We start from the raw sequence: 17,793 nt of genomic DNA, 5'->3' as shown, positions 1-17,793 counted from the left end.
CGCCCGCGTGCTCACCCCCACACACGTCATCGCTAATCCGGTCGCCGGGTCTCGAAACGAGCGCCGACGCTTCCAGCATATCGTGCGTCAACTCGGTCGGGGTCCTGCACTTATTTCGTGGACACGGGGGCCCGGAGACGCAACAGCACTCACCCGGTATGCACTCCGTAACGGGGCACGCCTGATCGTCGTTGTCGGAGGCGACGGCACCTTGAATGAGGTAGTGAACGGCTTTTTCGATGAGGAGGGACGCATCGCGCCGGATGCAACCCTTCTCCCGCTCGGCGGCGGAACCGGATCAGACTTCGTTCGCACGCTCCGAAAATGCGGTGACGAAAAAGATGTAGGAACCGGGATGGAGCGGTGCGCGATCGACGTCATGCGCGTATCATACACGACGATGGACGGGCGGCGTGAAGCTAGATATGCGGTCAACATCGCCTCGGCAGGTTTGGGGGGGATTGTTGTGCGCAACCTGCAAGCCTCACGCTCGAACCTGGTTCACGGCCCCCTCTCCTACTTCGCGACGATCATCCGGTGTCTCCAGACATATGACCACGACGACGTTCGCATCGTGGCCGATGGACGAGACCTCGGTGTGCACCGGATTCGCAATATTGCCGTAGCAAACGCTCGCTACTTCGCTGGAGGCCTGCAGATCGCCCCGTCTGCGGCCCTGGACGATGGATGCCTGGACGTGGTGATCCTCGACGACGTGCCCTTTCGACGCCTCCTGCGCGACGTGCGCAACATCTACGCGGGCCATCATTCCGATCTCCCGTACATCCACTCCACCCGTGTTCGCTCCGTCACTCTTCTCCCGCAGCAATCCTCCCCTGTCTTCCTTGAACTCGACGGTGAGAGCGTGGGCTGCTTACCCGCAACCATTGATATCGTCCCGTCCGCGCTCAATGTCCACCTGCCACCTCGAAACACGTAGCGCCGACTCGTCAGGGCATCATGGTTCCAACGGCAAAAGCAATCGCTCCGACGACCGCGACGGGCACGACGTACGCAACGAGCGAGGCGAAAAGACCAATGAGGACGTCGTGTTTCTCTCGTCGATAAAACCCGTAGGATGCGTGTGCGAGTACGGGAAAAAGAAGAAGGGAGGACGCCTGGGCAAAGAGAAGTCCGGCTAGCGTAGGATAAAGCAGTACGACGAACTGACAGACAGCCGTATAGAGCGTTGCCTGAGCCGTTGCGTAGAGGACCATTACGAGCGTCTCCGTGAACGTATACGTTGCGATGCGTCGAAACGCCCGATAAAAAGCATACGCGATCGGGATAGCGGATGCGATGAACAAAAGAGTGACGTAAGCCTCCAACATTCCGTACATCCAGGTCAGTACGGCTTCGTTGTCTCGAAAGAGCGCGTCGGCACCAACCTGCATGAGAATCGATCGCGTTGTGGACTCGGTTATCCCGACGATCCCCATAATTCCAGCAGACGCCACGACAAGAAGGGCCAACGGGTGAACGTATGGTTTCTGGCGTCCTTTCACGTACTCGCGCGACACACCGCCCGGGTCGATGGCCAGGCGACGTATCGTATACAGGAGCCCCTGGTCGAGGTCGAACACGCGGGATGAGAAGGCACGGAGAAGCGAGCGGAGCGTCATCGGCTCGTCCACGTACCGTTGACCGCACGCCGGACAGAACCGCCCCACCCTTTCGACACCGCAATTCAAGCAGGCGTCTTCGGGTTCGGCGCCGCACACCATTGCTCGATTTTCAGGCTGTGCTACGGATGTCGCCGTTTCCATCTCCCCCTTCATTTGTCCGGAAATCCTGACGCGAGGTGCGCCGTTCGGTCACGTCCTCCTCATTTCGATCTCGACCACATGACGAAACAGCCCTGCTCAACGTTTCACCCGGTTGTTCATCATCCGGAGCCTTTACCCGTATTCGACTTTACAGAAGCATTTGACCCGGACGAGATCAACCGTCAGGGCTGGGGAATCGGTCGGTACGACGAGCGGCGTGTGCAGACGATGTATAACAACGCCGATCTATACGACGAGGCCCGTTGCATTCACATCGGCATCGACATCTGGGGACCTGCAGGAACGCCCGTACATGCATTCGCACCTGGACATGTCTACGCGGTAGAACACCACAACTCTCCCCGCAACTACGGACCCACTGTCATTACCGAACACGAGGTCAACGGGGCCACGCTCTGGGCGCTTCATGGCCATCTGTCGAAGGAGACGCTCGAACACGTCCGTCCCGCCATGCCCGTAGAGTCCGGCGATGTGATCGGCTGGTTTGGCGAGGAGAACGAGAACGGCGGCTGGCCGCCCCACCTTCATTTTCAGCTTTCCCGGAAAGAACCGGTCGATGGCGACATGCCCGGCGTTGTTGCACCCATGGACCGAGACGCCGCACTCAACACCTATCCCGATCCGCGCCAGGTTCTAGGTCCGCTGTATTAGAACGCAATCCCACGCGGAGGCTGGACGCGACAGGTCCAGCGCCGTAGCGAACGGTTATGCCCCGGATTCCAACCGATCCAGCGCTCGCGACGCCATCTGCTCCAAACCGTCTGAGAAGTCGTATGGCGTGGGCCAGTCGATCGCACGCTCCAGACGATGCCTCGCGGCCGTGCGATTTTCGCGGTCCAAGAAAATCCGGCCGGCATAGTACAGTGCGTGCGGTGCCCACTTCGACCGTGCGTCTCCACGAATGTCGACAGCTCGATCGTAAAACGTTACGGCCATAGCGTCTTCGCCGCGTATGTCGTACACGCGACCGAGGCGGTAGGCGGCTTCCGCGCGGTCATCCTGATTTTCCATGTCAACCTCACCGTTCCACACAGAGGTTGCACGACGTTCGGCCTCATCGTATCTGCCGGCATCAAACGCTGTACGGGCCAGGAGCAGCTCTCGGTCTCCTGCCGACATGGGTTGCTCCGCGCGCTGCTGTGCCCAGCGCATCGCCCATCGGTCTGTGTCAAAATCACGGAATGCTTCGACATCGGCGTATACCGACGCTGCTTCCGCCCATCCCGCCGTCATCTCCGTCGCCAGGCCACGATAGAGCATTGCCTGAGCCCGCAGCGCATTCCCGGGATGGCGTGCCAGATACTCCGCGAATGCCCCCTGTGCTGCGTCGAAGTCTCCCTGCACGAACTGGATGTACCCGCGAAAATAGTCGAGGTAGTCCAACCGCGAATACCCGCGGCGCGACATCAGGTCGTGAGCCCGTTCAAGCACAGCGTCTGCCTCCTCCACCTGCCGCCCTTCAATCAGAGCGAACGTGAGCAGGTAAGACGACAGGAGACTGTTTGGCGTGTCCTCGAGAAGGGAACGCAGTTTCCGTGTGGTGGCTTCCCGTTCATTGAAGAGGGCGAGATCGATGATGGCCCGAGATACCCGTGCAGGATAGCGATTGGTTCTGCTCTGCGACGCGACACGCTCCATTTGCTCGAGACCTGCATCCGTATCTCCGCGAAAGCCCAGAATGCGCAGCAGAAAGCGAAACGTTCGCGGGACGGATGCGACGGCGACGCGTGCAAGACTGAGACTCAGAAGCGGATCCTCGAACGATGGGAAGTCGGATTCGAGGTCTGCCGATCGAGAGCGAGCGGAGCGTGCCTTCCATGCAGCCGAGAGGTAATTCCCCTGTCGGCCGGCAATGACCGCGTCCATCCATCGGCGTTCGGCCTCGACGTGACGGGTCCACCGGTCTCGGCCCCAGCGTTCCTCGTGCGATTCGACCGCCGTCTCGAGTGTTGTTGACGCCGTGTCGAATCGCTCGAATGCAGCTGGATCTTCCGTGACGAAGCACCGGAGCATCTCTACCCACAACTGACCGTGCTCGGCCGCCATCTCGCCGTCCACACGCTGCCTCAGAAGGGCCAGCGTATCTTCCGCCGCGACCAGCCGGTAGTCGAAGATCAGACGGCGTGACACATCCACGAGTGCTGCTGAACGATCTGTGGAGACGCCAAGCGGACGCATTGCCTGCGTTGTGTCCGTCGCAACGGCTGATGCTGGAGGCGTACATGCAAGATAGAGAACGACCCAGACGAGAAGGACGCACGTCCCGCGGGGGGATTGCACGGTTCTCGCCCGGGTCGCCCGGCGATCTTCTCTACGAAAGCGAACAGCCATCAACGCGTCGTCTAGTTCTGCGCGGCGCCTTGCTCGACCATGACAGACGGATCGCCAACAGCAATTCCGTCGCCGTCGGCCGGACCGAGTTCGCCCTCGCTGGCGGCAATCACGGACGCGACCATCGTGTCGCCCGTGATGTTGTTGGTCGTGCGGAGCATATCCAGCGGGCGATCCACACCGAGGATCAGCGCGATACCCGCACTGGGTACGCCGACCGACTCAAGGATCACGACGAGCATGACGATTCCCGCGCTCGGGACCGCGGCTGTTCCGATGGACGCCAGGACCGCGATAAAGACAATGTTGGCCTGCTGCAGGATCGTCAAATCAATTCCAAGGACCTGCGCAATGAACACCGCGGCAACGGCCTGATAAAGCGCCGTCCCGTCCATGTTAATGGTGGCCCCGAGAGGAAGGACGAAGGACGACACCTCCTCCGACACACCTAGATTCTTTTCCGCCACCTCCATGGTCACCGGCAGAGTAGCGCCACTGGACGACGTGGAGAAGGCGACCAGCTGTGCCGGCGCGATCCCCCGGAAGAAGTCGACCACCGACTTTTTCGTAAACAGCTTTAATAATGTCGGGTAGACGATAAAGACCATCACGGCAAGCCCGGCCACCACCGTGAGACAGTATACACCGAGCGCCTGGACGACATCGATGACCTGATCGGGATTGTCTCCCGCGATACTTGTAATGGCGTCGGCCATCAAGCCGAATACACCGATCGGCGCCATAAGCATTGTGATCTCCACAATCCGAATGACGACCGAGTTTAACCCATCGAAAAAATTGATGAGCGGTTGGGCCTTGTCCTTGGGAATCTGGAGCAATGCGAGGCCCAACAGGATGGCCACGAAAACGATCTGCAGCATGCTACCATTGTCGCTGGCCGACGCGAAAAAGTTCGTCGGCACCATGTCCACAAGCGGCTGGAGCGGGCCTCGCTCTTTGGCCTGCTGTGCGAATTCCTGTCGCTGCTGGGCGTCTCCGCCGTACGTCTCCGTCAACGCCTCCTGTACTTCGACCGGGACGTATGCTCCCGGCTCAACCATGTTAACGAGAAACAAGCCGACAACGAGGGCGATGACCGTCGTGCCGACATAGAAGGCGATTGTCTTCCCTCCAATCCTTGACAGCTTTGAGGTATCTGAGAGGGAGGTGACGCCCATCACGAGTGACGCCAGAATCAGCGGCACCGCGATAAATTTCAGCAGATTGAGAAAGACCGTCCCGAACGGAGCGATCCAGTCTGTCGTGAATTGCCCTAACCCCGCCGATGCGGCATAAATACCATAAATGAGGCCCAGGACGAGGCCAATGATGATCTGCCAGTGGAGTTTTTTAAACCAGTCCATAAAATGAGGCAAGTCGGGAAAGGGCCATTCAGATGTGTATTAAGAAACAGTTCAGCCCGGTGGCACACAAGCGTATTTGTCCAAAATTGCGGTCAATTGCGCCTCAATACAAATATCAGAACGGTTTAGCAGCCGCGTTCATCGTCATTGTCGCATATTTGTCTACCATCGCACGCCGAATCCATCTCCCGACGTGCGAATATGATCCGGCTTATGCCAGTCCGCGCACAACGAGTTCAATGAGCAGAATCGCGACGCACGCGCCGGTTGCCGTCCCGATCGCGTTCACCACATCGTTGTTGATCAGGGTATAGCCGTGTATGGGTTGGGTCACGTTCGCGGGGCGCCGCTCCGTCCATTCTCCCGTCATCGGATTACGGTAATTTGCCTGAAGGGTTGCTCCGACCAGGCTGTCTGTCCAGGACCCGGCAATACCAGCGACGATCACGGCCACCGTTGTGCCGATGCCACCGAGACCGATCGCCCAGGCACTCAAAGCGACGGTTGCTGCCCCAAGCGCAGAGGCGACCGTGCCCGTCGGGGAGACGGCACCGCTCGCTCCCCGCGGAACCCGCGTCCACGTACGGAGCGAGATCGGCCGGTGTCGAGACAAGCTTCCGAGTTCAGTCGCCCATGTGTCCGCAGCCGCGGCAGCGAACGCACCGAGCATGCCGTACAGAACGAGCGGGTCCGATATCGCCAGAGACAGACCGAGCATCAGCCAACCGACGCCGCCATTCGCGGCGACCTGCGCGGAATCGCGCGCGCCAACCTTCTCGACTCGCTTCCGGGTTTCGGCCTTTCGCGATCGCCCGAAGAGCGACAACGCACTGGATCCAACGAAGAAAACGACGGCCGGAATCGCCCATATCGGATCCACCCAGGCAACAAACGATGCTGCAAGAAGCCCCCCGGCAATAGCACCGTCCCACGTTAAGGCACGCAGCGCGTACGCAAGTCCAGCGAAGACAACACCGGAGAGAACCGCGTACATCACGATCGGAGATGCGGGAGCATCCAACCAGGGAATCATCGCACCAATACCGGCCAGAACGATGAATAGATTGTCCCATCCGTCTCGCCCAATCGCTTCGGCAGCAGTCGTCGCTGCCGCAACGGCGATCGCCCCGGTGAGAGCCACCCCGAAGGATTGCGTCTCCACCAGGATGAGGATTGATACTACGGTCAGCCCGAGCGCCGTCAGCCCGAAGGTAAGGCTGCCCGCCGGCGACTTGTCTCCGGCCTCTGTCCCACGCCAAGCAGCGACGGGATCGGCGATAGCGAGGACCAGGTACGCAATCTGAAATGCCGGGATGCGAACCGGATCCACCATCCACGTGAGTCCGACCGCTGGGATCACTGATAGAGGAAACAACACCGTTCCCAGACTCGACGGTCTCGCTTCGTGCATGCCCGGCAACCATCCGCGTGCCCAGGCTACACTGTTCACGGCGATAAATACAATCGCCAGGACATACAGCACACGTGGCGTGCCGAGCACGAGCGGCGCCGCTGCCACGGTGAGTCCAACAAGCATGTGCACCACACGCCGCACATTCGTCGCCTGAACGCCGGCGCGACGCAGAACGTCCCCCAGTACCGCCCATCCGGTGAGGACGGAGAGGCCAACTACAATGCACAATGCGTTACCGAGCAGGTGGTGTATATTCATGGAATAGGCGTATCGACTTACAACTTATTAAATCAAGGCTGCGTTAATTTTTTACGTGCATTAAACATTATTTGCAAACATCAATAAGTTTATTTATATGATTACAAATATAATAACTCTAAAACACACAAATCTGGTATAATGAATATATACAAAATCATTGCAGTTCTATTTTTGGCATTTTTTCTCGGCGCCTGTGACGCCACCGGCGTCAAGACTGCCCAAGATGACGTAGCCCCCCTTGAGGTCGCGTATCAACAACTTGATGATGTAGGATTTCACAACTCAGACTGGTACAAGCAGAAATCTGCATCCGCGCTTGTAGATCGTTCGTTAGCCTTCGCAAGCCATCGGGTTGCGACGGACACGGCGAAAAACGGTGCAAGTTATCGGTATCGGAGCTTTTCCCTGTCCTTTTCCGAGTCTGTACAGACAAAAAGTCAGAGGCGAACGACCTACTCGTACTTTCGAAAGACAGATGCAGGTGTGATTGACCGTGTATTCCACGGGCGGATTCCTTCAAACACTGCGTCAATAGCCGCGGTTCACAAGACGGTAGCACCCAATGTTCCTCTCGACTCTACCGCGTTAGAGCGTGGCAAATTCAGGGTCGCCCGAGGCTCCTTCCCAAAGTGTGACCGGACCTATACGGAGATAATCATCCATGAAGGGCAAGTATACAAGACGGTTGTATGTGAGTCTGATGCAGAGGACGGCTCCGGTGGCGGTGGCTCTGGAAGTGGCGCATCCGATGGAGGCTCCGTCGGAGGTGGCGACTTTGGTGGTGGGGGGGCAGGCGGCGGCTGGCCCTCAGATGGATACACCGGCGGTGGTGGCGGCGGTGGCGGTAGTGGTAGCGGGACTGAACCAGGCCCGGGTCAGACTTTGCCATGCGCACTGTGCGTTCCTACATATCCGACAGAGGATATGGGTACCGCGCTACTCGGCTCCAACGAAGAGGTCAAACATGCGGTAGATGTCGTTGTTGATCACGCATGGGAGAACCACGGTCAGAATCCAGATGAGTATCCAGACGGACCCACACGCGCTGACTTCAGAGCGATGACCGAAGATATCATTCGCAATCCAGACGAAGTGAGGATCGATACGACACCGAACAACTACGGGATTGGGTTCTGGAGTCATGATTATGGCTCGCGTGGCACCATCGTGATCTGGCGACCGGGGTCTGGCGGAGGGACCGTCTTTTCGCCCGATGACGGGTACGAGTATTTCAACGAAGGAAGATGGAGAACAAACTACAGTAACTGAAACTCATGAGACACATCAAATCAGACAGAAACTCATCAGGAGAGCGATTTGCAACTCTTGCGTTGAACAGAATCGAGAGGCGTGCAGCCCGTAACGGAGTTTTGGAGGCCTCGATGGGTTTTGCGGTTGAAGATCGAAAAAAGCAACTTGGGATGTCTAGAGAAGATGCAAAAGCACTTCATGGACGCCTTAGACAGTTTGAAGAGTCCTTCGAGAACACAGAGGCGGATGGCGAGATCACCCTTAGCCTTGACGAGTTTAGGACGGTTCGAAACTGTCTAGAACTGACGCTGAAGGAGCTTGGTGAGAAAGAGTACCTCTACCGTTCCGGTCAGAAGTATCAGGTTGCGGAGAACGTGCTCGCCGAATTCAGCCGTATTCTGGCCGAGATTGAGACCGGTAAGTTCTAAGCTCTGTTTGAAAAGTCCGGCAGTGAGTATCTTGACGACCGCTCCTTGAGATTGCAACCACTAACGTTTCTTGTCCGATGCACCGCTACGAGCTGACAGACGTGCAGTGGGAACGGATCGAAGACCTGTTTCCCGAGCAGATCATGGGCCGGCCTCGCCTCAGTGACCGTCGGGTGCTCAACGGCATCCTGTGGATTCTCTGCTCCGGCGCGGCTTGTCGCGACATGCCTGAACGCTACGGCGGGTGGCAAACCGTCTACTCGCGCTTTCGCCGCTGGGAAGCAAGCGGCCTGTTTGATCGTATTCTAAAACGGCTTCAGGCTGAACTCGACCAACGGGGTCTTATTGACTACGCGACGTGGATGATCGATTCGACCAGCGTTCGCGCCAGCCGAGCCGCTGCAGGGGCGCCGGTGAAAAAAGGGGGCTCGGCGCGTCCCCGGATCAGGCCCTCGGACGCTCCCGGGGCGGTTTGACCACTAAGATTCACGTGGTTTGCGATGCCGGAGGCGTGCCGCTCGCGGCCTGTCTTTCAGCGGGCCAGCGCCACGACGTGACTCAACTGGAGCCGCTGATGGACGCCGTGCGCGTTCCACACCAAGGGCCGGGTCGACCTCGCACGGGGCCCAACGTACTGGTGGCCGATCGAAGCTACGATGCGCGAAACGTTCGCCGGTACCTGCGACGGCGAGGGATTCGGGCGATGATTCCCGAACGCCGCGTCGGGACGGGGCGGAAGCGTCGCCGCAGAGGACGACCTCCGGTATGTGACAACGCGGTTTATGCAAAACGGAATGTGATTGAACGGTTGATCGGCTGGCTGAAGGAATGTCGTCGGCTGGCGACCCGGTACGAGAAGTACGCCCGGTGCTATCTGACGATGGTCAAACTAGCGTTTATCCGGCGCTGCTTCCGGACACTCGAGTTTTCAAACACTGCCTACTCTAATACGCATCCAGGCTACGCCCTTTGGAGTGATTATCACGGTGTCCGTGGCACAATTGTAATTTACCGACCCTCAAGCAGCGTCGGAGGGACTGCGTTCTCGCCCAGGAACGAACGAGACTATTGTAACCATGAGTGGAAGTAATAGTTAGCTATGGATATAGTACGAGTAGATCGGTCCGGCAGATGCGAGGCAACCCTCTCCATGACACCTTACGAGTTCACAACCATTCGGCGTGGTCTCATCGAGTGCATCAATGGAATTGGGGTACCGAGTTACCAGTCTCATACGAACCTCACGGAGACAGAGGCACGTGCTCTACTAGAACGTCTAAAGCAAGTGGACACAACTGACTCAGTGACGATTACGTACCCCACGGATATATTCTGGTCGCTGAGAAACGCACTGGGTATTGCACTGGAAGAAGCAGGACCTGATGAGTATGTCGCGCTTACGGGTCGCGAGTTCGGAGATGCGGTTAATGTGCTTTTGAGCTTTGATCGGCTTCTTCAACAGATGTCCTCACCGTAAGGCAGTATACCGATACCCGTAGTTATGTGAAACTAGCACCCCCGAGACTAAATCGCATTCTTCCTGAGATCGAGTCCGGGGATTTCTAACGACACGCCGCTATTTTACAGACAAAGCGCCCCGCTCATGACGAGCCGGGGCGCTTCTGTTTGCATACCTGATCTCCTTCCCCTCGACCTACTACAAGGCACCATCCCCAGCGGCCGAGACACGGTATCCGTACAGCGTCATTTGGATTCAGTATTAGGGCGCTGCGCACACATATGATCGATACTCGCTGACACACCAGAAGGGACGCTGTCGTAAAAAACGCGCCCCTTCTCGTCTTTCAGGCGGTTCGGAATGCCAGCGCGTCCACGTTACTGCACGATCACCATCCTGCGAGTGGTAGCGAATCCTTCTCCCTGAACTCGGATGAAGTAATGACCACTCGTAAGTGAGGCACGCTGAACCGTGACGGGATGAGCCGTTCCTGGACGCATTTCCCCGTCATAAAGGGTGCGTACGCGTCGACCGAGCGCATCGAACAGCTCGACGACAACACGCTGTTGCGACTTGACAGCAACCTTGAATTCCGCCCGATCGGATACGGGATTCGGAGACACCGGCGACACCTCGTACGCCCCTTTCAGACCAACCGAGACCGTCACCTCATCGCTCAACGAAGTGCTACCATCAAGATCAACCTGTTCCAGCCGAAACGTATGCGGTCCCACGTCCAGGTCATTCACCCGATAGACGTACGTTCGTTTGTCCACCGAGTTGACGACACCATCAACAAATCCAACATCGTCAAACGCACCGGCTGATTTTTGCTGTACTCGGAATCCCGCGTTGTTCGTCTCGGACGTGGTCGCCCACGTAAGAACAACGTCCTGGCCTTCCAGATGCGCCGAAAACGATGCTAACTCGACGGGAAGTGCACCACCGGCTTCTGCCAGTGTATAACGCCCAAGAGCCGACAGCCCAGAAACCGAGAACGTGTTGTTCGCAAGATCTCTGGAGACACCTGGCTCCTCCAGCCAGGTCTGTCCACCGTCTGCTGAGTGAAAAAGGCCGAGCAGACTTGCATCGTTGACGGATGCTGTCGACAGCTCATCATCCCCACCGTTCGATCCATCATCGTATTCCACGTCAACGTCGAGATTGAGGCCGGTGTTCGTCGCCGCGGTCACATCGTATAAACGATTAATGGAGCCGACGCCATCCGTGACCGGCTCTCCGTCAATGCGTGTTACCGTAACCTCCCCCGGCCCGGTGGTACCGTTCGAGGTTAGCGACAGCCCGATGTTGCCAAACGAAGAGCTTTGCCCCGAACCGACGGTCCGTGTCACCTGAAGGCGGCCTGAGAGGAGGCCCCCATCAGACAACGACGCCTGAGATTCGAGCACGACCGCGTTCCCGTCAATCTCTGTATTCAGACCAACGTTAAGAGCCGATACGATGGTCAGTGTACCTGACGGGGTAGTCACTACGACATTGTCGGAAAGCGTAATTTCGTCGATCTCGGCCGCGTTGGGAACGGCGAATCCCAGATTCTTACCAAGCGTGACAGACTCAGAGTACGTCGCGTTATTGGTAAGCTGTATGACGTCCCCACTAGAGGCGGCATCAAGTGCAGAGTTGCCATAAGCGGCCGATCCACCTGTCGATGGCGCAAGGGTGATCGTCCGGCGGAGAACATGCACACCCGTAGCATTGCTGGAGGCGTTGCCTGACTCGCTTCGAAGCGTAGACGCATCGGACTCCGTGAGGAAGGCGACGGGACCGAGAGTATTATTCGCAAGAACAAGGCTGCGCATCTGCCCGGCGTCTGCCAACGGCACCACCGAAGCGTCGACGGGGTTCTCGATAGGAATACCCGCACCCAGGAGCACTGCTGAACGGGTGATTTCCCGAACATCATTTCCTGTGAGCCGCAGGGACGTCTCGGCATTGTACACGGCGATGCCGATGTAGTCATCACCGGCATCTCCGTCTGCCGTCGCCTCGATCACATTATCAACAATGGCGATGTTGTCGCCGTCGACGATCCAAATCGCTTCATCGCCGGCCCCACGGACGGTGTTATTTTGAATCGTGTAGTTGTGCTGCGGGTCACCATAAAAGCCAATGGGACCTCCAGAGACCTCGGAGTTCTTGACTTCGATGTTTGTCCCGTTCAACTGCATGGCAGACGACGTATTGCTGAGATCTCCCTGTCGTTGAAGTCTGATGTCGGCGATTTCAACGCCATCGACATCATCTCCAATCACGATCGTGGAGGCATTCGCAATGCCAGAACTATTATGCACGATGGTGAAGTTGCCCAATTCGATCCCGGAGAGGCCGAATCCGCTCGCAACGGTCATTGCTTCTTCCTGGGCATCCGAAGCGGATGATTCCAGGGTAACGAGATCCACACCCGCCCCGGTAATCGTCAGGTTCGATTCGATTAACACGTTCTCATCCGCACCGTAGGTGCCCGGGCAAATATAAATCGATTCCAGGTTCCCGTCGCCATTCACGGCGTTCACCGCGTCCGTGACCGAGGCATACACGTCGGTGGTTCCACTGCCATCGCAGTTGACCGGGTTTCCGACAGAAGCTGCGCCATCATCGTCGACGACGACATCCCCGCGTTGGGCGTGCGCTGAACCCGCAGAACCGAAGGTTATCAGGAGACTGAGTAATGTGAAAAGAGTCGAAGCGGTCGTAACTCTTGATCTCATAGGTAATTTTGAAGGACTACGGGGATGTCGAACGTGAGTGAGCGGTCATCGACTACCGTCGATTATGGGTACGTCTCCTACCAAAGCGTCCTGCGGTCCGGATACGTGGCAGACAAAGACGGGCCCAGGGTATCGGTGCTTTCCGCGAGACGAACGCCTCCAAACCACTAAATTTATCTCTTCAATAATCGTGCTAATTACTGCACACACATGTCTAATCTTGGTGATAACGTACCGCGTACAGATACCACGATCAAAAAGGGTGTTGTAATAAAAAAAACCGTCCCGGCCTCACGATGGAGACCGGGACGGCTGTGTGTTTGCTTCTGAGCGCGACCGAGAAGGTCAACGCCATGGGTTTAGTTGTCTTTCGACGATGCCTTGACGGCTTCGGTACTCGGGGCGCCGTCACCGGCAGCTTCTCCGTTTCCACCGATCGCAGCCTGAAGCTCTTCGAGCTCCGACTTCGACCCGACCACGATGTCGCGGTAGCGACGCTGGCCGGTACCGGCGGGGATACGGTGACCCACGATCACGTTTTCCTTCAGACCGTAGAGCGGATCCGTCTTCGCCTCGATCGCCGCGTTCGTGAGAACCTTCGTGGTCTCCTGGAACGAGGCAGCCGAAACAAAGGAGTCGGTCGAGAGAGCCGCTTTGGTGATACCGAGGAGCACCGGCTCACCCACGGCGGGGCGGGCTTCGCGGACCTCCACTTCCGGCTTATCATCACGCTTCAGCTCCGAGTTGAGCTCCCGCAGTTTACGACGCGAGATCACCTCACCGATCTTGATGCCAGACTCGCTTGGGTCGGTGACGACGAATTTGTCGTACAGCTCGTCGTTGACCGCGGCCAGTTCGTGACGGTCGACAATGTCTTCCTCGAGGAAGTGCGTGTCGCCCGGCGACGTGATGTTGACGCGCTTCATCATCTGTCGGATGACGACCTCGATGTGCTTGTCATCGATATCAACACCCTGCAGGCGATACACCTCCTGAATCTCGTTCAGCAGGTACTCTTGCACAGCGCGCGGACCTTTAATAGCGAGGATATCGTGCGGCGCGATCTGCCCGTCGGAGAGGGCGTCGCCTGCCTGCACGTAGTCGTTCTCGTGGACCAGCAGGTGCTTGGACATGGAGACCATGTAGGTCTTCTGCATGTCGTCGTCGCGACTAGTGACGATCACTTCCTGCGAGCCGCGCTTCCGATCTCCGAAGCTGACAATACCGTCAATTTCGGATACGGTTGCGAGGTCACTCGGCGTGCGAGCTTCGAAGAGCTCGGTCACACGGGGCAGACCACCGGTAATATCGCTCGTCTTGGCCGTCTGACGCGGAATCTTGGCGATGACCTCACCGGCCTGCACCTGATCGCCGTCGTCAACCTGGATGCGCGATCCAACCGGCATGTTGTATTCGCGCTCCTCACCGTCCGACATTTCGACCATGATCGCCGGCGTAAGCGTACGCTCGCGGCTCTCGATGATCACCTTCTCCTTATGGCCGGTCTGCTCGTCGGTCTCTTCGCGGTACGTCGTTCCTTCGATGACGTCGTTGAAGCGGATCTCTCCGTCGACCTCCGTCAGGATCACGCTGTTGTACGGATCCCAGCTGACAAGAACATCGCCTTGCTCGACTTCAGCCCCGTCCTGAATCAGCAGTTCGGCACCATACGGCACCACGTAGCTGGTGAGTTCGCGACCGGATCCGTCCGGATCCATGATGCGAATCTCACCCTGTCGGGTCAGCACGATTTCCTTCGGTCCATCGGAGTCCTCGTACGTCACGTGACGCAGATTCTCGAATTCGATGGTACCCGTCTGACCGGCCTGGATCGTCGACTCGGCCGAGATACGGCTGGCCGCACCACCAATGTGGAAGGTACGGAGCGTAAGCTGAGTACCCGGCTCACCAATCGACTGGGCAGCAACGACACCAACCGATTCTCCGACCTCGACCATGCGCCCACTTCCGAGGTTGCGACCGTAGCACAGCGTGCAAACACCCTGGCGGGATTCGCACGTGAGCACCGACCGGATCTCGATCTCGTCGATCGACGTCTCGGCAATGCGCTGCGCGGCTTCCTCATCAATGAGGTCGTTGGCGCCGAGAATCATCTCGTCCGTCTGCGGATCGTACACATCGTGGATCGACATCCGGCCCACGATACGCTCGGACAGCGGCTGGACCACGTCCTCGTTATCCTTGAGGGCGGACACCTTAATGCCGCGGAGCGTGCCGCAATCGTGCTCCGTGATGGTCACATCCTGCGACACATCAACGAGACGACGCGTCAGGTAACCGGCATCAGCCGTCTTGAGCGCCGTATCGGCCAGACCCTTACGCGCACCGTGCGTACTGATGAAGTACTCCTGCACGGAGAGGCCCTCCTTGAAGTTGGAAAGGATCGGGTTCTCGATAATCTCTCCGCCGCCTTCGCCGAGGTTCTTCTGCGGCTTGGCCATCAGGCCACGCATCCCGCCGAGCTGTCGGATCTGCTCTTTCGAACCACGAGCACCGGAGTCGGCCATCATGAAGATGGCGTTGAAGCCCTGGTGGTCTTCTTTCAGCGTGTTGAAGAGAACCTCCGAGACGCGGTTGTTCGTCTGGGTCCAGATGTCAATCACCTGGTTATACCGCTCATTGTCGGTAATAAAGCCCATCGCGTAGTTGTTGCGGGCCTTATCTACCTCCTTGTTGGCCTCCTCGATAAGCTCAAGCTTCTCGTCCGGCACGATAATGTCCGAGAGCGAGAACGTGATGCCCGACGTCGTGGAGCGGCCGAAGCCCATCTCCTTGATGTCGTCGAGGAATCGGGACGTTTCTTTAAAGCCGGTGGCCTCGAGAACGCGCGAAATGATCGGACGCGAGTTCTTCTTGGTCACGACCTCGTTCACAAAGCCGACACCGTCCGGCACCACTTCGTTGAAGAGGACGCGGCCGACCGTGGTATCGAGCATCTCGCCCGACCCATCCGGATCACGCAGCTTGATTTTGGCGTGCGTGTGGACAATCCCCTGGTCGAATGCCTGTCGCACCTCTCCGACGGTCGAGAAGCGCATGCCTTCGCCCTTCTGTCCGTCGCGAGATTTCGTGATATAGTAGAGGCCGAGGATCATATCCTGCGTCGGCACGGCAAGTGGACCGCCGTTGGCCGGGCTGAGGATGTTGTGGCTCGACAGCATCAGCACCGTCGCTTCGAGGCATGCCTCGTGCGAGAGCGGCACGTGAACGGCCATCTGGTCACCGTCAAAGTCAGCGTTGAACGCCGTACACACGAGCGGGTGAAGCTGGATGGCCTTCCCTTCCGTCAGTACCGGCTGGAACGCCTGAATACCGAGACGGTGCAGCGTCGGCGCACGGTTGAGCATGACCGGGCGGCCCTGAATCACCTTCTCCAGGATATCCCAGACCGCAGCCGTTCGGCGCTCGACGTACTTCTTCGCGCTCTTGACCGTCTTAACGATGCCACGCTCGATCAGCCTTCGGATGATAAACGGCTTGAACAGCTCGACCGCCATCTCCTTCGGAATCCCGCACTGGTGGAGTTCCAACTCGGGGCCGACGACAATCACCGAACGACCGGAGTAGTCGACACGCTTACCGAGCAGGTTCTGACGGAAACGCCCCTGCTTCCCTTTCAGCATGTCGCTGAGGGACTTGAGCGGGCGGTTCGAGGAGCCACGGACGGAGTTCGACTTCCGACTGTTATCGAACAGCGAGTCGACGGCCTCCTGCAGCATCCGCTTCTCGTTTCGGAGAATCACCTCCGGCGCCTTGATGTCGATCAGGCGCTTCAGACGATTGTTGCGAATGATGACCCGGCGATATAGATCGTTCAGGTCACTCGTCGCAAATCGTCCACCGTCCAGCGGGACGAGCGGCCGGAGTTCCGGCGGAATAACCGGAATCACGCGCAGCACCATCCACTCCGGAAGGTTCTTCTTGCGCTTGCGCGCTTCACGGAACGCCTCCACGACGTTCATGCGCTTGAGCGCTTTGGCCTTACGCTGCTGACTGGTTTCCGTCTTCACCTGGAAGCGAAGCTCCTGGGAGAGCCGATCCAGATCCAGTCGCTCAAGCATCGTTTCGACCGCCTCACCACCAATCATGGCGATGAACTTGTCCGGATCGTCGTCCGGCAAACGGTTATTGTCCTCACGAATCTGATAGAGGATGTTGAAGTACTCCTCCTCCGTCAGAAGCTGATTCTTCTTGACGCCCAGTCGTTGGGCCGTACCCGACTGGATGACGATGTAGTTCTCGTAGTAAATGACCTTCTCCAGGTCCTTCGACTTCAGGCCGAGAAGGTGACCGATCTTGTTCGGCAGAGTCTTGAAGTACCAGATGTGCACCACCGGTACACTCAGCGTAATGTGACCCATCCGTTCACGGCGAACGGCCTTGCGAGTCACCTCGACGCCACAGCGGTCACAGATAATGCCCTTGTAGCGAATACGCTTGTATTTGCCACAGTGGCACTCGTAGTCCTTGACCGGACCGAAGATCTTCTCACAGAACAGTCCACCCATCTCCGGCTTGAACGACCGGTAGTTGATGGTTTCGGGCTTCATCACCTCACCGTAGGAGCGCTCCAGAATGTCTTCCGGAGACGCCAGGCTGACGGTGATCTGGCTGAAGTCCTTGTTGATCTCTTTGGTTTTTCCGTACGGCATATTCGATTGCGGAATGTGAAATTCGGAATGCGGAGTTGACGCAGAGAGGAACCGTGCCGGGATCGGGCGGGGCCGCCCCCCTTTCCCTTACCCGGC

At 57.9% G+C, this 17,793-nt stretch carries 10 protein-coding genes and 1 pseudogene; 5 read left to right on the top strand and 6 right to left on the bottom strand.

The window, feature by feature from the left end:
• Positions 1–7: 7 nt before the first annotated feature.
• Positions 8–940 carry a diacylglycerol/lipid kinase family protein gene (locus CRI94_RS00125; protein ID WP_179862081.1) on the top strand — a complete coding sequence of 311 codons (933 nt, stop codon included), beginning with the start codon at positions 8–10 and terminating at the stop codon, positions 938–940.
• A gap of 10 nt (positions 941–950) precedes the next feature.
• Here the strand turns inward: CRI94_RS00125 and CRI94_RS00120 are convergent, their stop codons facing one another.
• The gene (locus CRI94_RS00120) at positions 951–1,622 is read right to left on the bottom strand and encodes a DUF3667 domain-containing protein (protein ID WP_179862080.1); all 672 of its coding nucleotides are present in this window, start codon (positions 1,620–1,622) and stop codon (positions 951–953) included.
• A 222-nt stretch (positions 1,623–1,844) separates the two neighbouring features.
• Here CRI94_RS00120 and CRI94_RS00115 point away from each other — a divergent pair, with 222 nt between their 5' ends.
• Positions 1,845–2,438 carry a peptidoglycan DD-metalloendopeptidase family protein gene (locus CRI94_RS00115; RefSeq protein ID WP_098073632.1) on the top strand — a complete coding sequence of 198 codons (594 nt, stop codon included), beginning with the start codon at positions 1,845–1,847 and terminating at the stop codon, positions 2,436–2,438.
• A gap of 54 nt (positions 2,439–2,492) precedes the next feature.
• Here CRI94_RS00115 and CRI94_RS00110 read toward each other — a convergent pair whose 3' ends face one another.
• The 3 genes from CRI94_RS00110 to CRI94_RS00100 form a co-directional block, all read right to left on the bottom strand.
• Positions 2,493–4,118 carry a tetratricopeptide repeat protein gene (locus tag CRI94_RS00110; protein ID WP_179862079.1) on the bottom strand — a complete coding sequence of 542 codons (1,626 nt, stop codon included), beginning with the start codon at positions 4,116–4,118 and terminating at the stop codon, positions 2,493–2,495.
• Positions 4,119–4,129: 11 nt separating this feature from the next.
• The gene (locus CRI94_RS00105) at positions 4,130–5,482 is read right to left on the bottom strand and encodes a dicarboxylate/amino acid:cation symporter (RefSeq protein WP_098073630.1); all 1,353 of its coding nucleotides are present in this window, start codon (positions 5,480–5,482) and stop codon (positions 4,130–4,132) included.
• A gap of 211 nt (positions 5,483–5,693) precedes the next feature.
• Entirely contained in the window at positions 5,694–7,154 is a 1,461-nt protein-coding gene (locus CRI94_RS00100; protein WP_098073629.1) for a DUF92 domain-containing protein, read from the bottom strand.
• Positions 7,155–8,081: 927 nt separating this feature from the next.
• Between CRI94_RS00100 and CRI94_RS00095 the strand changes: the two genes are divergently transcribed.
• The 3 genes and pseudogenes from CRI94_RS00095 to CRI94_RS00085 all read left to right on the top strand — a co-directional run.
• On the top strand, positions 8,082–8,426 hold the full coding sequence (locus CRI94_RS00095; RefSeq protein ID WP_098073628.1) for a hypothetical protein: 345 nt from the start codon (positions 8,082–8,084) through the stop codon (positions 8,424–8,426).
• A gap of 5 nt (positions 8,427–8,431) precedes the next feature.
• Positions 8,432–8,836 carry a hypothetical protein gene (locus CRI94_RS00090; protein ID WP_098073627.1) on the top strand — a complete coding sequence of 135 codons (405 nt, stop codon included), beginning with the start codon at positions 8,432–8,434 and terminating at the stop codon, positions 8,834–8,836.
• Positions 8,837–8,913: 77 nt separating this feature from the next.
• Positions 8,914–9,752, top strand: a pseudogene (locus tag CRI94_RS00085) (IS5 family transposase); the annotation flags it as partial.
• A 920-nt stretch (positions 9,753–10,672) separates the two neighbouring features.
• Here the strand turns inward: CRI94_RS00085 and CRI94_RS00075 are convergent.
• Together CRI94_RS00075 and rpoC are read right to left on the bottom strand one after the other, a co-directional pair.
• On the bottom strand, positions 10,673–13,024 hold the full coding sequence (locus CRI94_RS00075) for a right-handed parallel beta-helix repeat-containing protein (RefSeq protein ID WP_098073625.1): 2,352 nt from the start codon (positions 13,022–13,024) through the stop codon (positions 10,673–10,675).
• 359 nt (positions 13,025–13,383) lie between these two features.
• Complete coding sequence (gene rpoC, locus CRI94_RS00070; protein WP_098073624.1) at positions 13,384–17,697, bottom strand: DNA-directed RNA polymerase subunit beta'; 4,314 nt, start codon at positions 17,695–17,697, stop codon at positions 13,384–13,386.
• Positions 17,698–17,793: the final 96 nt, after the last annotated feature.

Origin of the sequence: Longibacter salinarum (assembly GCF_002554795.1) — a bacterium.
Taxonomy (GTDB): domain Bacteria; phylum Bacteroidota; class Rhodothermia; order Rhodothermales; family Salinibacteraceae; genus Longibacter; species Longibacter salinarum.
This window is presented reverse-complemented; position numbering and strand designations above follow the sequence as displayed.